Source organism: Aquimarina aquimarini (assembly GCF_900299535.1).
Taxonomy (GTDB): Bacteria; Bacteroidota; Bacteroidia; order Flavobacteriales; family Flavobacteriaceae; genus Aquimarina; species Aquimarina aquimarini.
Genome location: NZ_OMKE01000008.1, coordinates 100,714 through 125,408 on the forward strand (window position 1 = coordinate 100,714; position 24,695 = coordinate 125,408).

Genomic DNA, 24,695 nt, shown 5'->3' on the forward strand with positions numbered 1-24,695 from the left:
TGTTAATAAATTACGTATATTAGGTAGGTGATTGACTGTTAAAACCGCCTTAATTTACTTAAATTAGCGCGTTTAATTAATCAATTTTTAGAATAAAATAATTATTTATGGCTGATGGAGAAAAGCTTATACCTATCAATATAGAAGATGAGATGAAATCTGCATACATCGATTATTCGATGTCTGTAATTGTTTCTCGTGCACTTCCTGATGTTAGGGATGGCCTTAAGCCCGTACATAGACGTGTTTTATATGGTATGTATGAACTGGGTGTAAAAGCAAATAGTGCTCATAAAAAATCTGCAAGAATTGTAGGTGAGGTACTTGGTAAATATCACCCACATGGGGATACCTCTGTGTACGATACAATGGTTCGTATGGCTCAGGAATGGAGTTTGAGATACATGCTGGTTGATGGTCAAGGTAACTTTGGTTCTGTAGATGGTGATAGTCCAGCCGCAATGCGTTATACAGAAGCAAGAATGCGTAAGATATCTGAGGATATGTTGGCGGATATAGAAAAAGAAACCGTAGATCATACATTTAATTTTGATGATACTTTAAAGGAACCAACGGTATTACCAACAAGAGTTCCAGGACTATTGATTAATGGAGCGTCAGGTATTGCTGTGGGTATGGCAACAAATATGCCGCCTCATAACCTAAGTGAAGTAGTTGATGGTACTATAGCTTATATAGATAATAATGATATAGAAATTGATGAGTTGATACAACACATCAAGGCTCCTGATTTTCCTACAGGTGGTACTATATATGGATATGATGGTGTAAGAGAAGCTTTTAAAACAGGTAGGGGTAGAGTTGTTATACGTGCCAAAGCTAGTTTTGAGGAAGTGAATGGTAGAGAGTGTATCATTGTAAGTGAAATTCCTTATCAGGTCAATAAAGCAGATATGATTAAAAAGACTGCTGATCTGGTTAATGATAAGAAAATAGATGGAATTGCCACCATTCGCGATGAGTCTGATAGAAAAGGAATGCGTATTGTATATATATTAAAACGTGATGCAATACCTAATATAGTACTGAATCTTTTATATAAATATACGGCATTACAATCTTCTTTTAGTGTAAATAATATTGCACTGGTTAATGGAAGACCACTGTTATTGAATGTAAAAGAAATGATTCATTATTTTGTAGAACACAGACATGAAGTTGTGGTTCGTAGAACAAAATATGAATTAAGAAAGGCTGAAGAAAGAGCGCATATTTTAGAAGGATTAATTATAGCTTCTGATAATATAGATGAAGTAATTGCTTTGATACGATCTTCTGCAAATGCAGATGAAGCTCGTGAAAAGTTGATCAAACGATTTGAACTTTCTGAATTACAAGCAAAAGCAATTGTAGAGATGCGTTTGCGTCAATTAACCGGTCTGGAGCAAGATAAGTTGCGTGCAGAATATGATGAGTTAATGAAAACAATTGATGATCTTAAAGATATTTTAGCGAAGAAAGAACGCAGAATGGAGATCATTAAAGAAGAATTAGCAGAAGTTAAAGAAAAGTATGGTGATGAGCGTCGTTCTCAAATAGAATATGCAGGAGGAGATTTGAGTATTGAAGATATGATTCCTGATGAAAAAGTAGTGATTACGATTTCTCATGCAGGGTATATAAAAAGAACTTCTCTTAACGAATATAAGAAACAAAATAGAGGAGGAGTAGGGCAAAAAGGTAGTACGACACGTAACGAAGATTTTCTTGAGCATTTGTTTGTAGGAACAAACCACCAGTATATGTTATTCTTTACTCAAAAAGGAAAATGTTTCTGGATGCGGGTATATGAAATACCTGAAGGAAGTAAAACTTCTAAAGGTAGAGCTATTCAGAATTTGATAAATATTCATAATGATGATAAGGTAAAAGCTTTTATTTGCACTCAGGATCTTAAAAACGAAGAGTATATCAATTCTCATTATGTCATAATGGCAACAAAAAAGGGTCAGGTCAAAAAGACATCCTTAGAGCAATACTCTAGACCAAGAACAAATGGTATAAACGCAATTACTATAAAAGATAATGATGAGCTCCTAGAAGCAAAATTAACTGATGGTAAGAGTCATGTAATGCTAGCCGTCAAGTCTGGTAAGGCGATACGTTTTGAAGAAGAAAAAACAAGACCTATGGGGCGTGGAGCTTCTGGAGTACGAGGAATACGTCTTGCAGATGAAAAGGATGAAGTAATCGGAATGGTTGCTATGAATGAAATGGATAGTAATATTCTTGTAGTGTCAGAGAATGGATATGGTAAACGTTCTAAACTAGAAGATTATAGAATAACCAATAGAGGAGGAAAAGGAGTTAAGACAATTTCTGTGACGGATAAGACAGGAAGTCTTGTTGCTATAAAGAATGTAACTGATTTAGATGATCTGATGATTATCAATAAATCAGGAATTGCGATTAGATTGGCAGTAGAGGATCTACGTGTTATGGGGCGTGCGACACAAGGTGTGCGTCTTATTAACTTAAAAGGAAAAGATTCTATTGCTGCAGTAGCAAAAGTAATGCATGATGAAGATGATATTGACCAAAATGAAGATGTAGAAGATGTTGATTCTTCTGTAATAGATGAAGGGAATTCTTCTGATGGCACGAATATTGATAATGAAACGAAACAATAAATAAATCCCATTTTAAAAACTCAAGTAATGAAGACTAAATTTATCGTAGCACTTTTACTAACAAGTGCTATAGGATTTTCTCAAAAAAAGGAATTAAAAGCAGCTTCCAAAGCTTTAAAGTCTGGTAATATTGAAGAAGCATCTAAAGCGCTTAAGCAAACTGAGGCGTTATTAAATGTTGCTGATGAAAAAATGAAATCTCAATATTATTTCCTAAAAGGTCAAGTATTGGCTTCTGGGGCAGGGGACTCTTTAGAAAAGATAGAAAAAGCTGCAACAGCATATAATAAAACTCTTGAAATAGAAAAAGCTTCTGGTTCGGCTAAGTATACTGCTGAAACTTTTCAGAAATTACAATTGCTACGTCAAGCTTTGGTTGAAAATGCAATTAAAGATCAGAATGCTAAGAATTATAAAGGTGCATCTGAAAAACTTTATTTAGGATATACTACTAATAAGGCTGATACAACATATTTGTATTATGCTGCTAGTAATTCTGTAAATGCTAAAGATTATGATACAGCATTAAAATATTATGAAGAACTTAAGACTCTTGGATTTAATGGAGTGAAAAAGGAATTTATAGCTACAAATAAGAAAACTGCTAAAGTTGAAGTGTTTGAGTCAAAGCAAATAAGAGATTTATCTGTAAAATCAGGAGAGTATATCAAGCCTGATGTACGTGTTTCTGATTCTAAAAAAGGAGAGATAGCAAAAAATATCGCTTTGATATATATGAGTCAAGGAAAAGATGAAGAGGCTATTGCTGCAATAGATGATGCTAAGAAAGAAAACCCTAATGATTCTGCATTAATGCAAGCAGAAGCAGATGTATATTATAAATTAGGAAATGTAGCTAAGTATAAAGAAATTATGGAGAAAATCGTAGCTAACGATCCTGAAAATCCAGATTTATTATACAACTTAGGAGTAAGTGCTTCTCGTCTTGGTGATAATGAACAAGCTGTAGGGTATTATAAAAAAGCTTTAGAGTTAAAGCCTGATTATGCTGCTGCACAAATTAATATTGCTTCAATAATTCTTGGTGGAGAAACTAAAATTGTAGATGAAATGAATGCGCTTGGAACATCTGCAAGTGATAATAGAAAATATGATGAACTTTCTAAGAAGAGACAGGATTTGTACAAAAATGCAGTCCCTTATTTAGAAGGAGCTTTAAAGAATAGCCCTGACAATGTTGAGGCAATCCGTACTTTGATGAATATATTCTATCAATTAGATGACCCTAAAGCTGGAGAAATGAAAGATAAGCTTAAGGCAATTGAAGGAGGCAACTAATGAATTAAAGGTGTATTCTTATAATAAATAAGAAAAGTGGAATAGGTTATTACCTATTCCGCTTTTTTATTGCTTGTATTTTGGATATAGGCAAACTAGCTAAATCGATTATTTTTTAGTTAGAGATAATGTGGAGTTTAAGGTTTTGTTGAAAAACAGCTCGTTTTCAATATATTTTAAAAGTTATATAAGTTTAAGTAAATTCAGAGATTGTTTTATTTTAAAGTATGAGATAAAAGGAAACAATTTTAAAAAATAGTTCTAATTAAGAATCGTATTATGAAGTGGTTTAAACTTCATATAAAATTACACTAAATGACTTTAAATAACGTAAATCACTAATAAACAAAGGGTTTAGGAGGTTTTTATTTCTATTTAAGATCATTTAATTTCATTTAGAAACCTCCATTTGTTTTACCTATGTTTTACTTGTTTTTTTAAACGGTTCTCTTATATTTGACTAATAATCAATACTATATAAGATATGACTTCCGTTGAAATTGTGTTGTTCAAAGGTAAAAAAAATAAAGAAGGAAAACACCCTTTAGCTTTACGTATTATCAAAGACCGAAAGCCAAGTTATAAATTTCTTGAATACATACATCTGAAAGATTGGAATGCAGAAAAAACCAGAGTAAGAGGTTCAAACAGAGATTATAAATTATTAAATAATTTATGTGATAATGAAAAAACCAGAGCTTCAAACTTAGTAAGAGATTATGATGCCAAAAACAAGAAATATTCTTCAGTACAGATCATAAATATCTTAAAAGGAAAAGGAGATACTATCAAAACATTTTTTGAATTAACTGATCTCTATCTTAAAGAAATTAATATTCCTTCTAAATATAATCATCATAGATCTGAAAAAATACGTTTTAATAATTTAAAAAAATACACAAACAATCGAGATGTTCATTTTGAGGAAATCACAGAAGGGTTTTTGAAAAGGTTTATAATATACTTGAAAAACAATGGTAATTCTGCAACTGCGACAATCAATGGTCATTTGTCTCTGGTAAGGAAATTATTTAATAGAGCAATTAGAGAAGGATATGTAGGTCGACAATACTATCCTTTTTCCAGAGGTGGGATTTGCTTCAGTAAAGTAAAAACTCTAAAAATAGGTTTGAACAAAGAAGAGATCAAGAGCCTTGAACAGCTAGACCTTTCAGAAAAGCCTGTACTTGACCATGCGCGAAACGTCTTTTTATTTTCTTTTTATTTTGCAGGAATACGAATCTCCGATGTTTTACGGATCAAGTGGAGTAATTTTCAAAATGGAAGGCTGTATTATCAAATGGAAAAAAACGAAAAAGCAGATTCTCTTGTAGTTCCAGAAAAGGTAAAATGTATTTTAGCCATTTATCAGAAAGATAAAAATTGTACAACTGATTATGTATTTCCTGAACTAAAAGGAATAGACAGAACAGATATAGAAGCCGTTACTAAAAAAGTTAACGCTACAGCAGCATCTTTTAGTAGCAAGCTAAAAACAATTGCTAAACTAGCAGGAATTGAAAAAAAAATTACTCCTCACATAGCAAGACATAGTTTTGGAAATATTGCTGGAAGCGATATCCCTATAAGGATGCTACAGAAATTATATCGTCATTCTAATTTAAGTACTACAATTGGATATCAAAGTAATTTTGACCATTCTCAAACGGATGAAGCTTTGAACAATGTTTTAGATTTTTAATCGGATTCTAAGGCCTAATCTTTTATTAATTAATCAAGTCATTTATTTTTATATATAGGAACAGTTACGGCTGATGCTTGAAATTGAGAACATACTTTGTGTAAAAACTTTCTTCGTTCCCCAACAATTAAAATCTCAACTCTATAAACTTGATTTGAATCAATAATTATATGAGTAGAGAATTCTGTAGATTCGTTTGCTGCTAAATGATATCTATTGTTTTCATTACATTTTAAATGATACTTTGAACATTTTGATGCTATTGATTTTTTTTTCAAACCATGAAAATTTATAGAAGTTATGTCTTGGGATTTTAGGTTGGTTGTATATGCTGTTATACTGCTCAAACGAAGAGATGCAATTGAACCATTATTCAATTTAGCTTTTATAACTAAGTGATCATAATTTCCCTTAGTACGAGTTCTTTCTAAGATAACTTCTGTACTCAAAGGAGTTATGTCAGAATTACCAATAAATTGATAGATAAAATATAAGCCTGCACAAAAAAACACTACTATTTCTGCGAAATTTTTTATTAATTCGATAGGTCCTTTTTTATATTCTTCAGCTGTTTTTTTAAATTTAAATAGAGAACGAATTATACAAATTAGTATAATAATTATTGTAAAAAAGATAAAATAATTAAGCCATGTTATATCAAGATAAAAAACTAAAGCTAATAATAAGATTATACCCATTATAATAATGATATTGATGACATATGATATAAGCTTCTTTAATTTATGATTTGTCATAATAACACCTTTAACATTATTTTGCATATATATTACTCATAAGTTAATGATTTCTAATGAATTATTTTTTTTATTTTTTTAGTAAACCCCTCCATATTTAAAGAACTAATTATGAAATTAATGATTTATATTATCTAAAAACCCTTTTTAGCCCCCCTTTCTTACGTTCCAGAACCACAGTAAACAAACTATCCGCTTGAGATCCGTGGTTATGAAATTTAATCTCCGCCACAGCTCGTTTTCTACAAAATAGGTTCCAAGGTGATTTGCCTGGTTTTTTATAGTAATAGTAGAGGTCAAAATTATGAGTGATCTTATAGTTAGCCAGTAGAGTATCTAGTTGAGGAATATAGACCCCTTCAAAATTAAGATTAGAGGTATGTATATCAAATCTTTTGGCAGGAAGTGGTTTCAGATTATTAATCACATACACAGTATCTTTTCCTTTTGTTTTAAAATGTCCTTTTGTTGAAGCTGTAACAGCTGAATAACTGATTAGATTACGTTTTAAGTTTCCTACTTCTTTTTTTAGCATTTGTCGTAATTCCTGATTCATGACCAATTTAGCATTTTTAGCATTGATTTCTGCTATTTCTGCTCTGGTACGACTTTTACCTTCTTTATCCTTCCATTTTTTGATTTCCTGAAATTGTGCATGTTGGATTTGCTGAAAATCATTTACTTTTTGACGTTCTTTTTTCCAGAAAAAGAATAGGGTCGTTAGCGCAATGATTAGGGCAATAGGTAGTAGTTTCCAGATCATTTTCAAAGGATCGATATAACGGCTCATAAGGTATCAATTTAAGGAAGTTTATAGCTGGGGAGATAACTGTGTTGTTTCGATAAGTTCTTTACTGGAGATATTGTATCTAATTCCAGTGACTCCATATCTGTTTTTGGTAGTTACTGCATAGTTGTTTTTAAAAGTATCATCTGCTTTCACAATTTCGATATTAATTCCTGCATCAAAAAGAGGAGCCGTTCCTCCACGGATTGTTTTTTGTGTAGTACGCTGAAAAATGACAATGAATATAGTTTCTGGATGTTGTTTTCGTAAACGATCAAAATCTTGTGAAGGCAGTCCTGTTTTGTTCCAACTATCTATAACAATTACATCAAAATCGTTGGCTACATTTGAAATAGTAGTATATCCTTCAGGTAATTGATCCGTAATAAAAATATGATCTTGGTTTACAGGTTCCAGGTATTGTTCTTTCATACGAGTAATCAAATCAGATCGACTTCCAATTTCCAGAGAAAATATAGCAATACGATTTCCTATATCAGCAAAGGCATCTGCCAGTTGATAGGTAAATCTTGTTTTCCCCCCGCCTTGATCTCCTTCAATGGTAACTGCCAATTCAAATTTTTCTAAATCTCCTAACAACTCTCCTAAAGTTCCATTTAAACGAAATGTATTTTCAATAGTTCTTTGATGGGCTTTGTTGATTGGGGTAAAGAGTGAAGCACTTTTTGATTTTGGGATACTTACAGAACTATCAGGGATTACATCATTATAACCTTGTAATGTTTCCTTTTGTTTATGATCAAGAATAGCATGAAGTGCTGATCTCCATTTTTTGTTAAGTACAATTTCTATTTTCCCATCATATGGAAGTTTATTATGCTCCTGTATGATTTTATCTTGTATTTCTCCTAAATGATGGGCGACTATAGATTCTTTGGTAATTTCTTTTTTAAGGATAGCATTTTGAAAATCATATATGAATTGCTTTAATTCTTCTCTGGAGAGAATGGTTTTATGCATCGCTAAGAATCGTTGTAAAAAATAAGCCTCTACTTTTGATAACAGTGTGTTTACTATTGGTGGGGCAGATAAATATGTATTTAGCCTTTCAAGATAGAGATCAATAGTTTCTTTAATATGGTCATCTTCCCTATAAAACTCTTTAGCTTCCATAAAAAAGTGATGCCCTTTTTGTAATACTTCTGGTAAGTCTGGAATATGTACAGATGTAATTCCTGATTCATAGGTATCAAAACAAATAAACTGATTTTTCATAGCTCAATTTTATAAAATAGACATATGATCCTTTCGGGATAGTTCGGTTTGATTCTCTTTAGGAGTTATTTTAACAAAGTAAGTTGTAATCTGAGCGCTTTAGCTTTTATAATAAGTTTAGATGTTCTCAAACCATGAATTCCTTTGTCATTCTTTTCTAAATTATTAATAATCCGTTTTCCAACAGATTGTACTACAGGAACGCTTACTGCATTGCCTAATAATTGATATCTTCTACTATCACTTAATTCATTTCTTTTTCCATCAATGACTCCATGTTTAGTCCAATTATCAGGAAACCCTTGAAGTCTTTCACATTCTAAAGGTGTTAGTTTTCTTACATTATTAAGATTCAATAATAGGTTTTCATTTTGAGGGTGTGCTGTGATTGTTCCTATTCTGTTATCATCTCTTGGGGTAAACTTTTTTTCTCGAAAAGGAGCATAATCTTTTCCTTTTTTTCTATTTGTTTTACGAATCATTTTTGCTTTTTCTGTTCGTTCAACTCCTAAAGGTTTCCAACTTGGTAATACCAAATTATCTTGATCTATCCCAGTAATACAATTTGTATTCCCATCTTTTCTGAATTTTACTTTCTTCTTTCCAGATACATTTCTTCCTCCTCTGAGTGCCATAATAAATGGATTGGTCATTACACTGGTATCGCCAACTCCTGTTACAATTGTCGGAGTAATGTTGGCTTTCGAGAGCCTTTCTCTAGAGCAATCTTTAATCGCTTTACAGCTTTCTCCGATAGGAAATATTTGGGGTCTGGGTTTTTCTCTAAGTGATCCGACAAGGTAGATTCGCTCTCGATTTTGGGGGAGAAACCAGGCAGTATTAAGCAATTGCCATTGACACTCATATACCCCAATGTTGGCAATCGATTTAAGTACGATTTCAAAGTCTTTACCCTGGTTACTGGAGAAAAGCCCTTTGACATTTTCAAAGATAAACAGACGGGGACGATATATGTCCAAGACTCTAATTGCCTCAAAAAAAAGCTTGCTTTTACTTCCTCGGATTCCTTTTTGTTTTCCAGCAATTGATAAATCTTGGCATGGAGATCCGAAAGTAACAATGTCTGGTGTTGAAAGTTGTCCTTTTTTGATTTTCTCGATTGCGCCTGCATATATTGACTTTTTAAAGTTATACCGATAATTGGCTATGGCATATTTATCAATTTCACTGAAGTAATGCTTTGTAAAACTTAGCCCTGCCTGTTGTAACCCTAAAGCAAAACCACCAGTTCCAGAGAATAAATCTAATAGTACCATTTCTTTATTTTAAATTACAATGAGTAATGATACATTTATGAATAAATACGATTTCGATATGAATCATATTCATTCCTCTTTATTGTTAATAAATACGGTTTATTTAATTGTAAGCGTGTGTATTATATCCTAAATTTGAAAGAGATTGTATTAACTTAACACAATGAAGAAAGAAGAAAAAGGCTTTTTAACCACGTTACCAGATATTATTAATACGAATATTCCTGAATTATTGGTCTTGTTTAGAGATTCTATCTCATCCAGTTTAAATGGGCATACTTTTACCTTTAGTGGTATTTATGAACAAGTAAGTAGTCAGGCATATCACAATAATATGTATTATTATGATCGTGTAATGGATAAAGATACTAGAAAACATATTACTTTATTCTTACATAAAAAATTTAGAAAATACCTGAAGAACAGAGAACCTTATCAATTTACTGGAAAAATACAATTACACAGGGAAATTCGGTCTGGTTCTATAGATATACTTTTATATGTTTCCAATGTTGATGTAAGTAAAGATGAGAAACAATTCATTACAGAAAATGAATATAATTTAGTCAAAGATCGTTACGATCAAGGCTTTTTTGATATAGAAAACGATATTAGTCAAAAATTATGGAATAGTATTAATCCAAAAATTCTTGTTTTAACGGGTAAAACTGCAAAAATTGAAGGAGATTATTTAAAAGCTTTACACCATCCTGAATATTATCAGATAGATTCCTTACAAACTAATTTTTCAAATAAAAACTATTTTTTTTCTACTCTTGATCATATTAAAAGTGAATATGATTATCTAGCAATTGTTCGTGGAGGAGGGAGTGGTCTTGGCTTTTTTGATCAAGAAGATGTTTGTAAAAAGGTTTTAGAAATAGGCATCCCTTTTATTACTGCCATTGGACATGAAGCTGATAAAACTATGCTGGAGAAAACAGCTGACAAATCATATGCAACCCCGACTGCTTTTGGCAACGCTCTTGAACAATTGGTTCAAAAAGATATTGATTACAAACGCCATATTGTCTCCCTTGAAAATGAAATGGATAAAAAGAATCTGTTCAATAAAAAGCTTCTAAATCAAAAAGATGAAGAATACAGGTTGGAACTAGAATATCTAGAAATAAAAAGAAAATCTCAATCTAAAAATTTTATGATTGCAATAGGCATCATGCTATTTGTAATTATTGTTTTACTTTTTTTAAAGTAGTAATCATAAATTGTTAAGTAAGGAATAATCTATTTTTGAATTTAGCAAACCAAATTAATAATTCTATTTTTTAACTATAGTCTATCTAGCAGTTTTGATAGTACGCTTTTTATCCTGATAAGCACAAGCAAATTCGTTTTCTAATATAATATTTTTAAAAGGACTACTCTTTGTAATCTGTTTACATTCTATATAAATTAATCCACCTAGACTCTCTAGGTCAAATAATAGGTTTTATTTTAAACACTTAAATTTGATTTAAAATTTTATCAGTTAAAAAGAAATGAAGTAATCAAATGGAAACAAGAAAAGTAGCTTTTAAAAATTTTGTGATATTAAAGATGTCTAAAAATGACAAATATAAAAATTTGGCATGCGATATTATCAATGATTCTAGTCTTCCCATTGATAAATCTTTTGACAACCTTATTAAATACATAGATTTTCAAACTATGATGGGAGGTACCCATGAGATATTCGGAGATTTTTTAAGTGAGTTTAAAGAATATTGTAAAAACACTCCTGTAAAAAAAATAGAAGATATCGTTAGTTATTGTTTTACGGTTTTTAACTCAGATAAATGGAATAAAATTAAAGATAACTTTTGCATTGGAACAGTATACTTAGTTGGAAATGATGAAGATATATATAAAATATACTGCATAGAGGAGAAAAGTAAAAATGCTTTGAAGTTTGAACTTAAATTAAAAGTAGATTTCAATAATTTAATAATAATAGATCAACAAAGAATCCCTAAAGGAAAACTAACACGAAAATATACAGTAAATAAAGCTATAGATATTCTAAAAAAATGCTCTTATCAAAGTGCTATCCCTCCCAATAAGAAGTCTTTTTCTGAAATTATGCTTTTTCTGGAGTTGAATAACAGATAAAGCCTTTAAATAGTTTATTGATTCTTATTTTTTTTATTATTTAGTTGCATTTCAAACAACTTTTTCACCCCTTCTTTCATAGTAAATCCATCAAGATTGATTTTGAATAAATTAGCTATTATTCTTCTAATAAAAAATACGGACACAATTGAGACAACAATTAATCCAGTAATATAGGATGATGGATCTATATCTAATTCGGGACTTAATGCCCATGTTATATACACCATGGAAATAATAAAACACATTAAGGCGACTAGCGGGAAAATTTTCACCATCTCATTCCAGTTAATATTTTTATTATTAACATATAAAACCGTAAAAACAAACCCAATCATAAAAATAAAAACAGGTAATCCAATACCATTTAAAAAAGCATTTAAAGTCTTAAAACTTCTTATTTTATGATAAGCTTTACGGTTTTGAAGGTTTGTATATTGCTTAGATAATTTTTTTTGATTAAGATCATGTTCTTTAACCAAATTTAGAGCTTTATTCTTTTTTTCTGGAGTAATCACATTAGAATTACTTGCTATTTCTTTCAATAAAAGAACAGCATAGCTTCTGTTTTCATCTCGTAAGCTACGATACTTCTTAAATTCTTTTTTAGCAAGAACAATATCTTTTGGGTTACCTTCAGCAAAAACCTGAGCTAGTGAGGCCATTGTTCCAGATAAAACCATAAAACCTATAAAATATTTTTTAATAGTATTCGTCGTCATCGTCGTCTGAAGAACTTCCAAGCGGACGAGTTTGGTCTTTATCAGTTGCAAAAAATTCTTGATCATAATTCTCTGGGGCAATATTTTCTTGTTCTACATTATTGACTTCACAGCTAATAAATCCAATCATGATCATCATAAATAGAATGGGATATAATACTATCTTTTTCATTATTAAGTTGGTTTTAATTTAAAAATACAGTTTAAAGAGTCTGATAAATTTAAACATAAACCTCAATAAATCAAATAAATAGATTATTTTTTAGTAAGATATTTCCCCTAAAAAATGATCTTGTGGAATAGCCGTAAAAAAATTATTATTAACTACGACAATATAATGATTTTTAACCATATTTTATATACGGTATTAGCATAATTTAGTAAAATTATAAAATTGATCTTATACATGATATGTTACAATAAATCTTCTCTATAACTTTTATGTAAAAAATGTTGGTAATATTAAAAGGAGGAAATATAGTGTAGTTACACAAAACCATAAAAAAAGTGAATACCTCAATATTTTTATTTTAACTATAAGATTTAGTCTGGTATAATATTTTTTGTAAAAGTTTTGATTTTATTCAATAGTATTAACCTGACTTGAATTAATCATGATTTGAATTATGCGTAAAAAGCTTAATTTCAAAATTTTACATGATTAAAAATCTAGTTTTGTGCCCGTCGGGTTAATAATAGGAATAGAGGAATTAACCTTCCTACTCATTTTCATCTGAAGAAAATGAATTGCTTTTTACATCTTGATTATTAAGTATTCCAGATTTACTAACTCCAATACCTCCTAATATTCCTGTCAGAAAAGTTAACCAACTAACAAAATATTCATTTTGCAGCATTAATATTAAAATTGACAGAATTGCAATAAAAAACAATCCTCCAAGCATTACATATCTCTTAGTTCTCTGATTAACTGTTGTAGCCTCAATTCTTTTTAGTTCAACTCTCTCTTCCGCCTCTAATTTTTGTTTACTAAATTCAAAATGATTTTGCTCATTAATTAAAACGGACTCAATTAACTTATCTTTCTGTTTCTCATTTAAACCAGCTAAATCTGAATTCGATTGATGACTTTTTTGCCATGACATCATCATTTCCATTTCTGCTAAAACTCCCTTGAATTTTTGTTTAGCCTCTTGATTGGTAGCTGTATCTTCAGTATTACTTAATTCTTGATTAGATTGTGATAATTCATCACTCATAACTTAAGGAATGGGATTTATTCTTGTAGTATAAAAAATTTCGATTCTGTTTTTTTTTCTCAGAAGAAGTGTCTAAAATAGAAGCAACTTTTTTTATCTTATCATTAATCGCCTCAATCTTGTCTTCACAGAGGTATTCCCTCTTCTTTTCTACATAAACTTCATCAATCATATCTTTTATTTCCTGTACATCTGTTTCAGACAAATTTGTTTTTTGAGCATAATCATAAACCATCTTTATCATCATCTCATAAGCCTCATCCAAGGCATTAGGAGTCTCTAAAGATTTTTTTTTGTTTAAAAACATAGTTGCTTAATTAAACTCGTAGAAAATATTCTGTATGTAAAATAGTAAAATTATTTGTAAATATAAATTACTTTACCATTTACTCATAAAAAAAACTAATATTTATAAGAATTAACCGAAAAAACCTCAAAACAAACGATTAAATATTATAATTATTTGAAATTCATATTTTATGTTTTTCAAGGCTCTCCAATTCTTTCAAAAAGAAACCGCACTACTTCGGGACGCAATAGTTTTGTGGTTTTTTTATAACCAAACTGTTGTAGCTCTTTTATATAAGTGTTAATCCATGTAGAAAATGTTTTAGTAGACACATCATACATAGTCGCCAATTCATATTTATAATACGCTTTGATTTTAACAGGCTCTTCTCCTGCAAAATAGATTCCTTGTGATGTCTTTTTATTTTGATTCATGTTTCATTTTTTTTAAGGAAGAGCAGTAGTTTGATTTTCATATGGAGCTTGAGAAATCAACTCCTCTCCAATTACATTACCCAAAAACCCACCAATAAGAATAAAGGGATAAGTTTCTTTAGGAGCATATTTTTTAGCAATGATAAATCCTAGCATACTCCCCATCAGTGCCAATCCTGCCTTTTGTGTGTTTTTGGATATCTTCATCTCCTAGTTCATTTTGTTTAATAGCAACAATCCTGTTGCTGCCAAGACCGATCCCCAGGCAATATTGCTTAGGATTCTTCTTCGCTCATCTCTAAAATCGACCAAGGTTACAGTAAACCGATTCCCATACCTGCGTTGATGCTCTTTTGATATTTTCATAAAACGTTTAAAATCTTCGGCATTGGCAAATACCAAACATCCTGCAGAGAAGTTATCTATCACTTTGGTGGTTCCTTGTTTTCTGGCTCTATGGATATTGATCCCAAATCTCCCTGTTTGTTCCACTCCCGATTCAAACCACTTGAATAATCCTTTACGTGTATAGTTTCTAATAATATCTACAGGCCCTGTTTGTACGAGTGCAGGATATATCCCTCGGTGTAATCCAATACTATAGGCATCAATATATTGGCCTTTCTTTAAAAAAGCAGTCCCTTTTGGGTGCATAGGATTCTCCAGCCAATACTGCCCTGGATCTGTAGTCGCTTTAAAAATATGGTACACCCATTTTCCTGTGTCATTGGTATAGAATACATGTATTTCATCATCAAAATTATTACTGCGAACAAATCGACTGCGATACCCAACAATATTAAGTCTGTAGGGTTCTCTGTAAATTTTGTATCCTTTTCTTCGTACTATTTGTAGGCTTTTGGCTAACATAATGCGTAGATTGTTGCTGGTTTTTAATTGAGGGTATCACTGATAAAATCAGAAACTGCCCAAAGCTGTTTTTTAAGTCTTCGTTTGCGATAAACTCCATCCCCTTCACGCGCTCCCGTATCATTGGTATTCCCCTCTACAGTAATGACCCATCGTTTTTCCCACTGGTCTATAAACCCTATATGAGCAGGACGATTAAGTGAGCGATACCAGATCATAAATACATCTCCTTTTTGTGGGGTTTTCTTTTCAAACTTCCCCCGATGATAAATGCGTTTACTTTTAAGAGCGTAACTAGGAACCCAGCCACTTTGTGGAGCATCAATTTCTGTATTTTGGTAACACCAACTCACAAAAGCAGCGCACCACGGTAGTGATGGTTCTAAGCCAACACTTTGCAAATACAATTCTACAGATACCCCCCGATTGGAACCCCCAACTTCTCGAACTCCAATTTGAGAATCATACAATTCTTTTACACAGTGTCGTTTTTCTTCTTCTGTAAGTCTGTACTCATTTATAGTGTTCTGGCCAATACTGCGACTGCAAATAAGAAAGCAAAGAATATACAGGTAGATAGTTTTAGTTTTTGCCATGGTGTGATGGTTTTAAAATCATTTCTAAATTGGTTATCCAGGTAATCTTCAGAGGTAGGCCATATAAGTTTCATCAGGATACGTACAATCCCGTGAAGGATAAAAATTCCGATAATGGCAAAAAGATATACTTGAAATATCCCTGCATCATAGGTTGCAGCAGTAGGATCCATCCATCGAAGAAACACAGCACTATGCACCCATAATATAAGCCCTACTGCCAGAGAGGACAACTCTCTCCAAACTTTAAAATAACCACAAAGAGGTTTTAGTTTTTCTAAAATTGGTTGTAACCATTCTATTATTTTTCTCATTGTTTTGATTTTTAATTTTACATTTTTATAGTTCTCTCTTTCTAAAAAGAGGATAGGTTTTCACTAGGAGCATATACCGTTTCCCCTGATTGTGTTAGAATTCGTGTCATTCCTCTTCTCATCCCTGTGATATATCCCACCACTGTACCAGGGACTAACTGCGGAACAATAAAGGATCCATCTTCTGTTTGCAATAATGTTGGGGTTTCTGCTATGGCCAGATTCCATTCTTGTGTTATCTGATCGGTATTCTTATCAAAAGAGTCCAGATTTCCCATGCCAGGAATAAACCATATTCCTTTTGCATTTTGCTTCAATCCCATTTTTCTGAATGCTGCCCTGATCTTTACTTTCTCCAGTTGTTTATTTTTGAACGCTACACTCAACAAGGCATTGACAAGGGAGGAAACTCGTGTTCCCAGAATTCGTACATTTTGAAAAAAAGTACTTACTTGTTGATACTGACTCACTGAGGTAATTTTTTTAAGTCCACTTAATACCCCAAAGAGATTTTGGCTATTGGCGGCATTGATAATTTCTTTGGCAATCCCTGCTGCAGGAAAGGTAAGATTGGTGGTTTTGCCAACTAAGGTTGTAAAATTACTTTCTGTCAATGCGGATGGAAACCCTATGGCTTGCAAAGCGCGCTGAGTTCCTCTACCAAAGACACCGTCTACTTTTCCGTTTTTAAAACTAGTTTCTCTTATAATCATGGCAGATTGCCCTCCCTTTTTCAAGAGTGTATTTTGTAGCATTCTGACCAAAGCACCGCTGGTTCCTTTTCGCAAAGGAAACTGGTTACTGGCCACTCTTGGTAAGGTGGGATTAGCTATAATAGTATCTGGGCTAGTCGTAGTTATAGGTTGTTGAGCAGTTCTGTTTACAGCGGCTCTATTTTTAAGATGGCTATAGACTAAATACCCTAGCCCTAATACCAATCCTCCTCCAATCCCATACATAAGTACCGCCTTTTGTGAGAGAGGTTTTGTAGCGACTTTCTTTTTTAAGGGACGTTTTCTTGTTGTTTTACCTTTCATGATGTGTTAGCTCTTTAGATTGATAATTTCCTGTGCGATTGCAAATTCCTCACTGGTAAGTTCACTTTTTAGATCGGCAGAGAGATGACTCCCATATAAATCCCGATATGCACGTGCTACCTTTCTCATCATAGATGCACTAGGGATTTGTTCTATGGTAGTGAATACTGCCTCTTCATTAGTTCCCCATCCAAAAGAATTGTCATTCTCAAAGGCCATCTTTAGTTGGGTGGCATAATTAGCAGGGTTGCCAGGCTTCAATGCATGGCGTTCCCGATGGTTTCGTTTAAAACCACGAACTAGGGAACGAACCAGAAAAAACACTCCAATGGTTAATCCACTAGCGATAAGAATATTGGAAGCCGTAGGGCTAACCTTGATCTTGGGACGATTTTTTATGGCTTGCATTGCAAGTGTAGGTAGTGCCATGACTATTCTTTATTGATTTTCATTTTAACCAGATTGCGGATAAAAGCATCTTTTAAAAACAATTGTTCCATTTTGATAATACCTTTCGCTTTAAAGTGGTGGTGTATTGTTTCAAAAGCCTTTTTTACGCGGTGTGCTTCTGTAATATCTTTTGCTGTAATGGTAATAGTGATTTGCTCTTCCATACTGTTTTAATTTATGAGTGGTTAGAATTAATCAGGTGTTTGCTCCTCAGATTCTTTATGTGCTTGTTTGCTGTTTTGTTGTAGTTGCTCCATGTAATAGCTTATTTTTTTAATCAGTCCATCATCCTGTTTGATCTGTTCCCCTAATTGAACCATCAGCTGTAAGGCTTGTTCAAATTGTTGTTCTGTAAATACTTCCTGTAGATACTCTATGATTTGTAAGAGGTGGTCTTTTTCTTGGTCTGCTTCGTTAAAGCTATGTGGGAACCCCAATCTTCCCAGAGTACCCGCGATCCCCTTCATTTGTTTGGGGTATTGCTTGGCTAATCCAGAGATCGCTCCAGGAAGAAGGGTTTTCCCTAATTCTACAAATCCCAGCTTTTTGACCAACGCTTCAATTTCTTTTTGCTTCTGCTGGGTTCGTTCTTTGGCATTTTGAAGCTCCTTTTCTAATTGTTTTATGTGTTGTTCGCACTGAGCATGTGATTTTTTAAGGCTCTCAAAATCTCTTTTCTGCAATTCTTCCTGCAGTAACGAATGTACTTTATGATGTACCCCATTTAGAGTTTCCTGAGTACTCTTACTTAATTGTTCGAGTTTCTCCTGAAGTTTTCGATTCTCCAGCGATAGGCGTTGTATGGTAAGCTGATCTTTGACAATAGTGTTATGAGCTACAGTATCTTGTGTAGCAGGTAGCATTTTGTACTGTTGTTCTTTTACGACCTCTAGTTTTGATTGATTTTTCTCTAATAGATGTTGTAAATAAGCACTCTCATTAGTGATTCCAAGTTCCTCCATTTGCCTGTAATGAACTTCTTTTAATCGAGCAGATCCAGGTTTTTTATTTCGTACTTCCATCATTTTTAGTTTTTAAGATCACTTGTAAAAAGCGAATACAACGTTGGTATTTTCGGGTATTGATAATTTCAATATGATCTCCGTGTTCATGAGCATTCTCCATAATCCCTTGGGTATACCAATTGTCATATCGTCCATAGTCTGATTGTACAATAACTCCCCAATCAATATGAATGACTAGCCAGATTTCATTAGTGGCTTGAAGCGTAAGAGTCCCATTACTAGGGATGATAAATTCACGATATACCACTCGATAGTTCTCAAATCCTCGTTCTTTTACTCTTCTGTCTGCATATTGCAGTGCAAATTCCTCATGCATAAGTCTGGTGTACTGTTTGGTGTTTTACAGGTGTTTGATCTCTTTATTAGCTCACTTTTGAATCCGCAACTATCTTACTAGGTGCTTCTTCTATTAATACCCATACAGTAACCTGATATGGATATTGTGCTTTGCCGTGATCTTCAAAAGTGGCAGTGATATAGTCTGTATCTCCAGATTCTTCTACTGGAGTCACTCGATATTGCGTTGCAATATCAAGGGAGTCTTCTACCATTGGATCAGGGGATAACTGCTGCTCAATCATGGTAGCAAACCGATCCTGAGCATTCAACTGTATTTCTCTATAGAAAATCCCTCTTTTTTGAAATAGTGATAGTGTTCCTAGTATCATGGTATAGGTCTGTTTTTAAGTAGGTGGAAAAAAAGTAACCAAAGAGAATCCTGTATCTGGGAGTTTACCACTCCACAAATAATAATGCTCAGGAGTACATTGTCCTTCTTGTTTGATCTCTAGAGTAATGGGATTTGTTAATGACTGATACATTCCATTATCCAAAAGCACAGGAAAGCGATCTAAAATCGGATGGATATAATACCACCAATGAGTACCAGTAGGACCATTAAAAAAACCATCAGGTGGATATTGGCTGGTAAAAGTACTTCCACGATTGGTTTGTAAAAAACGGGTGTCTATCATTTCTGAATCTGATATCCCATAATAATACCGTGGAGGTAAAGGAAGGTCATTGCATTTGTTATGAATAGTTGAAGTGGTCAGCACTCCTATGACCTTGGCCGTAGTGTATGGAAGCTTTGTCCCCGCGTTTAAAAATTGATTTTCCCTGTGAATACTAAATTTTATAGGGACAAACTTCCTCCGCACTATAACACCCTGGGGGTCCTTTTTATTGTATTTATCAGTATTACACTTCATCTTTTTCATTCTTATGTATTTATTATCAAATCCTTAGCGTTCATTTTTATAAAGATTCTTCTATAAGAACAATCAAGCTCACCGTATATCCTTGTTCAAAACTGGCTAGGGTATGTTCTTTATCTGTAAAGCGTACCTTAACAGAAAGATCCCCTGGAGCTACTTCTCCTAATTCAAAAAACCGTTCTCTGGGAGGAACACTCAAAGAGGACATCAGTAGTTTACTAGTAAACCCATCAGGAAACAGTTCCTCTCCACCAATCTCAATACGTTGACTTCCTCGATAGTATAGTTTACTAGGGTAATCTGAGATCAACTGAAGTCCTTTTACTTTTTTTGTGTATTTAGGAAGTTCCAGATGGGATATTGTTATGCCCTCATTTTCTTTATCGACTTTAAAAGAAAAAGTAACCCGAGTCTCTTTTGTCTTACGATCCATGACTATCTTTTTTATGCAGGTACTGTTACAGTTCCTGCCAGTACCACTTTAATCAATGCCTTCTCAGGAGCATCAGCCCCTAATTCGATATTAAATTCAAACTCTTCATCATCGCGAATAAACCGTGGACTTTCTAAAAAATAGGTTCCCAGATTAAGCATGGTATTACCATCAGTGGCAAATTCCTGCATCGGACGCTCATCGATAATGATCTTTTTATTGGCAATCAATGAGAAGACTCCGTTTTGTAATCCACTTACTTTTTTGATACTGTCAAAATTGGTATGCTTCATTACCTTTTTCATTTCAGAATCACTTCCAGGAAGATCGCCTTGAATCTCTGCGGCCAGTAGAATAATTCGATTACAGAGAAACAAGCGGTCTTTCTGAAGCTTGGCCTGAGTGACATTGGTAATGCCGATCTCTTTGGCATCCTGAGTCTCGAACATATCGATATTCGCTTTATTACCTGCAAACTTGATGGAGTAATAGGCGGCATCCGCCAGTTGTAAGCGTTCTTCTTTGATACCTCTGGCAATATTGAGCATTGAAGGATCGTATTTCTTTCCCTGATCTCGAAGAGAGGTATGTACATTAACAATTTCTAAGAATTGTGATCTTGAACTTTTTTTCATCGTATTGATTTTTAGTGTGTATGTTATTTTATGTAGGAGTGGTTGTTATGATTAGAAAAGTACTCCCCTCCAACTATTGAATTATGCCATCGCATTGAGTTCTGAGATATCATCTATTCCATCCAGTTGGTTTATATCGATACCACTCATATCTTCTGTGATCATTTCTCCATCAAAGCCTTCTACATAATCCTGATGAACATCTGCGGTGGGTACGGGTTCTCCTGCTTCAATCTTTCGGATGATCTCATCTACCTCACTGGTATCAAAATCTCCTTCATCTACTACCTCAGATCCCATAAAGACCAAAGGTCTATCTTCTTCCAGATTTCCCAGAGAAAGTTTCTTTGCCATAGAGGAGGAAAACTTATCGAGATACAATTTTTTACCGATAGCTTTTAGAGAGGTTACAGCTCTGTCTTTAGCTTCCTCCAGATCATCTTTAATTCCGTCAATGCCATTGGTGGTTTTTGGTTTTCCTCCAAATCCATTAGAGAATGCTATGCCCACTCCTGCAGAAGTAAGCCAGTCTTTACCATAGTAAGCACCCCCAAATATGGTCAGCGCGCCAATAATCAAGGAGTGCCTTCCTATGGCAGATCCAGCAACCATACCCAATACTCCTGTACTCAGATGTTTGCCGACTTCTAAAAAGCTGTTTTTTGCGTTTGCTGTTTTTTTCATAATTATCAATTAAGCCCAAGAACATTATAGGGCAGTTATACTATTGTTTAATTTGTTGGTATGCTTTGGTTTGTTGTAGGGTCTCTTTTTTGAGATACGCTATCATTTTATAACAAAGCTTTTGGGATTAGTTTTTTAGGTGTTTTTCGCTTTCTTCGCTGTTTGCTCGATCTACTGGTAAACCTGCCCAATTCATCTCTTTGAAGGCTTTTCCGTTTATTACTTCCAGTAGTTTTTTTAGGGATTCCAGAAACAGCTTTTGCAGTTTTCTTCTTATTGGATTGTATGGCAATGGCAATTCCTGTTCCTACAATGGCGAGTCCCCCTATAATGACCAGCGTTTTATTCTTTTCAAAAAAACTCTTTTTTTTCTCTGAGACTGCACTTTTTGAAGCAGGTAAGGGGGTGTTTCTTGAAACCACTGCTCGCGATGGTCTGACGGCTCTTCTTGTGATTGGAGAAGGACGTACTGCGGGTCTTCTGATTTCTCGTGGTGGAGGAAGTCGTGGAGTTGAAGGTTTGGGTTTTTGAAACAACTTTTTTGCCTGTTGCTTGATCTGTTTTGCTTTTCCAAAAATATTACCAATCTTTCCTACCAATGTTGCTATTCCTGCAACTGCTCCTGTCGCTGCGGCAATAGAAGCGCTTGTGGCAATAGCCCCTAATCCTTCTACCTGAATCTCATTATTCACAAAAGCCTCTACCATATCAGGATCAGACTCGACTACAAATTTCTCAAACGGATCGTTATAAATAGTAGGCCCATCATCATCAAATGGGTTTCCTAAAGCAACACCACTTAAAGGTACTGCTCGGTCTTTATTCCCTTTTCCTTTAAGAATAGCTCTTTTTAGGTTTCTTTTTTTTCCTCCTGCGGTCTCATAAATCTTTTCTGCTTTTCGGATTGCTTTTCTCATTTTGGCAAACTTGCGCATATCACCTCCTCGTTTTCGTGCCGCTGCCTCACTCAAATATCCAAAACGTAGCTTGCTGGCAACTTTGAACATATTGATCTTCATGGCCAGTAAAAATCCATTACGAAGTAAAATCGTCGCTGGGTTTAAAAAACGATTAAAGGTTTTTACAACGGGTTTCACTACTTTTCTGGCAAATCGCTTTAAGCCTCTTCCAATCTTTTTAAAGAAACCTCCCAATCCATCAATCACATAGATGTTTTCATCTATATCGGCATACATCACTACATTACCCTGATCATCTAATATCTCATAAGCAATCTCTGGAGGATCACTCATCCCGTTGATATACTCACTACTATCTTGAATATCCATATGATCTATTCCTGTGCTATCAAATCCATCTAATCGGTGTAATTCCATAATCTTACTATTTTAATAGTTATACTTTATAGCTCTCAAAATCTACTCTTTGCGAGCTGTCTTTTTATTCTTTAAAGGGGATGTTTTTGGTGGCTTGGCCAGCATTTTTAAGACTCCAATTCCTGCGACAACCGATATGACAGAGATCATTAAAAAGTTGAACAGCTTAAAATCATCTTTCTCTGTAGGCTGACTGGTATCTTGTTGCTCATCAAAGCGAAAGGGGGAACTGGTTTTTCCATGTTTTATAGGAGTCGCCTGTTTTTTGACAGGAGGTTGTTTTGTGATCTTAAAAGGGGTAGCGCATCTATACTGCATGGTATTCTCTGAGATGATCTCTCGTAGTGGGATTGGTTTTTGTTGTAATGCATCTAAGCTGACATCTGCAATATCCACCCCACTAAGTGTTGTACTACCTTGTAGTAAAACAGCATTGTTGATAGGAATATCTTTTTTTTCTGAATATGGAACCTCGTGATTGAATCGATCTGTTACACAATCCAGAGTAATCTGTTTACCTTCTGTAAAGACTACAGGGTATACATGTTGAAAATGTGATTTTCCTCCGTATTTAGTGATCCGAATCATAAATGGAATCCCTAGATTAGATAGGATACTGCCTATAAATACAGTATAGCAATCACAATCTACACCAGTAGCTCGATCTGCCCATGTTCTGGATGGTCTGCGTACCTGTTCGATACCCGTGGCATCCATTTTATACTGAATATGACGGTATACAAAATTCCAGATATTCTTACAGCTATCCATTACACTATTGCCTTTTAGCCTTAAAGCCAGTTTATAACTATCAGCTTTGGTTTGCTGGATCACTGCCTGTATTAACTTTAGAGTATCTTTTAATTGCGCTTTTCCTGTTTCTACAATGACCGTATCATGCCCAATACTTTTAGGGATAAGTGCATCGTAGTGATGGCCTGTAGCGATATGTCGTTTGGTAGTAGCTTGCATTAGAGTTGTAATAGAATGGTATCTGTTTTTTCATAGGGTAATCCATTAACTCTGGTTATGATCTGAGTTTGGATAGGTAGTTGAATGGGATTTCCTAAACGAATGTCTTCAGATATCTGAACACCTAGTACTTGGATCAGTGTCAACCATCCTGCCGACTGTATCTTTACATTAAAAGTCTTTTCACTATGTTCTGGAATCTCAATAATGGTATTCTCAATAGAAGAGGTACCTAGAATCTTTGATTTAAACAGAACTTTTACATACGGATGCTGTAAGTCTAATGCTATTGGATTTGGGTTTTGGAGTTTTACCTCTGCCGATAGTTCAAATCCTGTAAGGTTGATTTTATGGATCCGTACCTTAATACGAGAAGTGATATTTTTTCCTGCTTTTTGTAAACGGGATAAATATCGTATCGAAAAAAAAGCGGCCAAACCTCCAGCTATCCATTTGAACATAATCCTTGTTTTTTTTCAAAGGAATATCAAAAAAAAGAGGATGAAAAATGGAAGATATTTATTGGTATATAAAAGTTGTTTTTTATAAAAATTGTAGTAATTTAAAGGGGTAGGAAGGGTAATAGGGGATAACTTTAATCGTTGTAACTCTTCACAACACTAATGAACATTAAATGATTTTAA

At 33.7% G+C, this 24,695-nt stretch carries 31 protein-coding genes; 5 read left to right on the top strand and 26 right to left on the bottom strand.

Annotated elements, in window-relative coordinates:
• Window positions 1–107: 107 nt before the first annotated feature.
• The 3 genes from gyrA (at window position 108) to DG508_RS03710 (ending at window position 5,652) form a co-directional block, all read left to right on the top strand.
• Window positions 108–2,651, top strand: a complete 2,544-nt coding sequence (gyrA, locus tag DG508_RS03700) for a DNA gyrase subunit A (protein WP_108866843.1) — start codon at window positions 108–110, stop codon at window positions 2,649–2,651.
• A gap of 27 nt (window positions 2,652–2,678) precedes the next feature.
• Window positions 2,679–3,950: a tetratricopeptide repeat protein gene (locus tag DG508_RS03705; RefSeq protein WP_108866844.1), complete on the top strand. Its 1,272-nt coding sequence runs from the start codon at window positions 2,679–2,681 to the stop codon at window positions 3,948–3,950.
• Window positions 3,951–4,434: 484 nt separating this feature from the next.
• The gene (locus DG508_RS03710) at window positions 4,435–5,652 is read left to right on the top strand and encodes a site-specific integrase (protein WP_108866845.1); all 1,218 of its coding nucleotides are present in this window, start codon (window positions 4,435–4,437) and stop codon (window positions 5,650–5,652) included.
• Window positions 5,653–5,690: 38 nt separating this feature from the next.
• Here the strand turns inward: DG508_RS03710 and DG508_RS03715 are convergent, their stop codons facing one another.
• The 4 genes from DG508_RS03715 to DG508_RS03730 all read right to left on the bottom strand — a co-directional run bounded on the left by DG508_RS03715 (window position 5,691) and on the right by DG508_RS03730 (window position 9,707).
• Window positions 5,691–6,434, bottom strand: coding sequence for a hypothetical protein (locus tag DG508_RS03715; protein WP_108866846.1), 744 nt, complete (start codon window positions 6,432–6,434; stop codon window positions 5,691–5,693).
• A 103-nt stretch (window positions 6,435–6,537) separates the two neighbouring features.
• On the bottom strand, window positions 6,538–7,197 hold the full coding sequence (locus DG508_RS03720) for a hypothetical protein (protein ID WP_159090647.1): 660 nt from the start codon (window positions 7,195–7,197) through the stop codon (window positions 6,538–6,540).
• Between the two features lie 21 nt (window positions 7,198–7,218).
• Window positions 7,219–8,430: an antirestriction protein gene (locus DG508_RS03725; RefSeq protein WP_108866848.1), complete on the bottom strand. Its 1,212-nt coding sequence runs from the start codon at window positions 8,428–8,430 to the stop codon at window positions 7,219–7,221.
• A gap of 65 nt (window positions 8,431–8,495) precedes the next feature.
• Entirely contained in the window at window positions 8,496–9,707 is a 1,212-nt protein-coding gene (locus DG508_RS03730) for a DNA cytosine methyltransferase (protein ID WP_108866849.1), read from the bottom strand.
• 163 nt (window positions 9,708–9,870) lie between these two features.
• Between DG508_RS03730 and DG508_RS03735 the strand changes: the two genes are divergently transcribed.
• Window positions 9,871–10,923 carry an exodeoxyribonuclease VII large subunit gene (locus DG508_RS03735; RefSeq protein WP_108866850.1) on the top strand — a complete coding sequence of 351 codons (1,053 nt, stop codon included), beginning with the start codon at window positions 9,871–9,873 and terminating at the stop codon, window positions 10,921–10,923.
• Between the two features lie 296 nt (window positions 10,924–11,219).
• Window positions 11,220–11,816, top strand: a complete 597-nt coding sequence (locus tag DG508_RS03740; protein ID WP_108866851.1) for a hypothetical protein — start codon at window positions 11,220–11,222, stop codon at window positions 11,814–11,816.
• Between the two features lie 14 nt (window positions 11,817–11,830).
• Here DG508_RS03740 and DG508_RS03745 read toward each other — a convergent pair whose 3' ends face one another.
• The 22 genes from DG508_RS03745 to DG508_RS03850 form a co-directional block, all read right to left on the bottom strand.
• Complete coding sequence (locus DG508_RS03745) at window positions 11,831–12,499, bottom strand: hypothetical protein (protein WP_108866852.1); 669 nt, start codon at window positions 12,497–12,499, stop codon at window positions 11,831–11,833.
• A gap of 19 nt (window positions 12,500–12,518) precedes the next feature.
• Window positions 12,519–12,677, bottom strand: a complete 159-nt coding sequence (locus DG508_RS03750) for a hypothetical protein (RefSeq protein WP_159090649.1) — start codon at window positions 12,675–12,677, stop codon at window positions 12,519–12,521.
• Between the two features lie 580 nt (window positions 12,678–13,257).
• A complete protein-coding gene (locus tag DG508_RS03755) occupies window positions 13,258–13,758 on the bottom strand; it encodes a hypothetical protein (RefSeq protein ID WP_108866854.1) in 501 nt (166 codons plus the stop codon).
• Complete coding sequence (locus DG508_RS03760; RefSeq protein ID WP_108866855.1) at window positions 13,751–14,065, bottom strand: hypothetical protein; 315 nt, start codon at window positions 14,063–14,065, stop codon at window positions 13,751–13,753. Before DG508_RS03760 ends, DG508_RS03755 begins: the two co-directional genes overlap by 8 nt.
• A gap of 179 nt (window positions 14,066–14,244) precedes the next feature.
• A complete protein-coding gene (locus DG508_RS03765; RefSeq protein WP_108866856.1) occupies window positions 14,245–14,481 on the bottom strand; it encodes a DUF4248 domain-containing protein in 237 nt (78 codons plus the stop codon).
• 12 nt (window positions 14,482–14,493) lie between these two features.
• Window positions 14,494–14,688 (bottom strand): hypothetical protein, encoded by a 195-nt coding sequence (locus DG508_RS03770; protein ID WP_108866857.1) that lies wholly within the window; start codon window positions 14,686–14,688, stop codon window positions 14,494–14,496.
• 3 nt (window positions 14,689–14,691) lie between these two features.
• Window positions 14,692–15,351, bottom strand: a complete 660-nt coding sequence (locus DG508_RS03775; RefSeq protein WP_108866858.1) for a hypothetical protein — start codon at window positions 15,349–15,351, stop codon at window positions 14,692–14,694.
• A 23-nt stretch (window positions 15,352–15,374) separates the two neighbouring features.
• Window positions 15,375–15,947, bottom strand: a complete 573-nt coding sequence (locus DG508_RS03780; RefSeq protein ID WP_108866859.1) for a CHAP domain-containing protein — start codon at window positions 15,945–15,947, stop codon at window positions 15,375–15,377.
• On the bottom strand, window positions 15,869–16,261 hold the full coding sequence (locus DG508_RS03785; RefSeq protein ID WP_108866860.1) for a hypothetical protein: 393 nt from the start codon (window positions 16,259–16,261) through the stop codon (window positions 15,869–15,871). Before DG508_RS03785 ends, DG508_RS03780 begins: the two co-directional genes overlap by 79 nt.
• Window positions 16,262–16,302: 41 nt before the next feature.
• Window positions 16,303–17,298 carry a peptidoglycan-binding domain-containing protein gene (locus DG508_RS03790; protein ID WP_108866861.1) on the bottom strand — a complete coding sequence of 332 codons (996 nt, stop codon included), beginning with the start codon at window positions 17,296–17,298 and terminating at the stop codon, window positions 16,303–16,305.
• Window positions 17,299–17,304: 6 nt separating this feature from the next.
• Window positions 17,305–17,727 (bottom strand): hypothetical protein, encoded by a 423-nt coding sequence (locus tag DG508_RS03795; RefSeq protein ID WP_108866862.1) that lies wholly within the window; start codon window positions 17,725–17,727, stop codon window positions 17,305–17,307.
• A 2-nt stretch (window positions 17,728–17,729) separates the two neighbouring features.
• A complete protein-coding gene (locus tag DG508_RS03800) occupies window positions 17,730–17,912 on the bottom strand; it encodes a hypothetical protein (protein WP_108866863.1) in 183 nt (60 codons plus the stop codon).
• Window positions 17,913–17,939: 27 nt separating this feature from the next.
• A complete protein-coding gene (locus DG508_RS03805; RefSeq protein ID WP_108866864.1) occupies window positions 17,940–18,773 on the bottom strand; it encodes a hypothetical protein in 834 nt (277 codons plus the stop codon).
• A complete protein-coding gene (locus tag DG508_RS03810; protein ID WP_108866865.1) occupies window positions 18,754–19,089 on the bottom strand; it encodes a hypothetical protein in 336 nt (111 codons plus the stop codon). The genes DG508_RS03805 and DG508_RS03810 overlap by 20 nt, the downstream gene beginning before the upstream one ends.
• 46 nt (window positions 19,090–19,135) lie before the next feature.
• Complete coding sequence (locus tag DG508_RS03815; RefSeq protein ID WP_108866866.1) at window positions 19,136–19,441, bottom strand: hypothetical protein; 306 nt, start codon at window positions 19,439–19,441, stop codon at window positions 19,136–19,138.
• Window positions 19,442–19,456: 15 nt separating this feature from the next.
• Window positions 19,457–19,993, bottom strand: a complete 537-nt coding sequence (locus DG508_RS03820; protein ID WP_108866867.1) for a hypothetical protein — start codon at window positions 19,991–19,993, stop codon at window positions 19,457–19,459.
• A 37-nt stretch (window positions 19,994–20,030) separates the two neighbouring features.
• Window positions 20,031–20,423, bottom strand: coding sequence for a hypothetical protein (locus DG508_RS03825; protein ID WP_108866868.1), 393 nt, complete (start codon window positions 20,421–20,423; stop codon window positions 20,031–20,033).
• 11 nt (window positions 20,424–20,434) lie between these two features.
• Window positions 20,435–21,085, bottom strand: coding sequence for an MAP domain-containing protein (locus DG508_RS03830; protein ID WP_255412525.1), 651 nt, complete (start codon window positions 21,083–21,085; stop codon window positions 20,435–20,437).
• A 54-nt stretch (window positions 21,086–21,139) separates the two neighbouring features.
• Complete coding sequence (locus DG508_RS03835) at window positions 21,140–21,742, bottom strand: hypothetical protein (RefSeq protein WP_108866870.1); 603 nt, start codon at window positions 21,740–21,742, stop codon at window positions 21,140–21,142.
• Between the two features lie 107 nt (window positions 21,743–21,849).
• On the bottom strand, window positions 21,850–23,079 hold the full coding sequence (locus DG508_RS03840; RefSeq protein WP_108866871.1) for a hypothetical protein: 1,230 nt from the start codon (window positions 23,077–23,079) through the stop codon (window positions 21,850–21,852).
• 42 nt (window positions 23,080–23,121) lie between these two features.
• Window positions 23,122–24,051: a hypothetical protein gene (locus tag DG508_RS03845; RefSeq protein ID WP_108866872.1), complete on the bottom strand. Its 930-nt coding sequence runs from the start codon at window positions 24,049–24,051 to the stop codon at window positions 23,122–23,124.
• Window positions 24,051–24,512, bottom strand: a complete 462-nt coding sequence (locus DG508_RS03850) for an LEA/WHy family protein (protein WP_108866873.1) — start codon at window positions 24,510–24,512, stop codon at window positions 24,051–24,053. Before DG508_RS03850 ends, DG508_RS03845 begins: the two co-directional genes overlap by 1 nt.
• Between the last annotated feature and the right edge of the window lie 183 nt (window positions 24,513–24,695).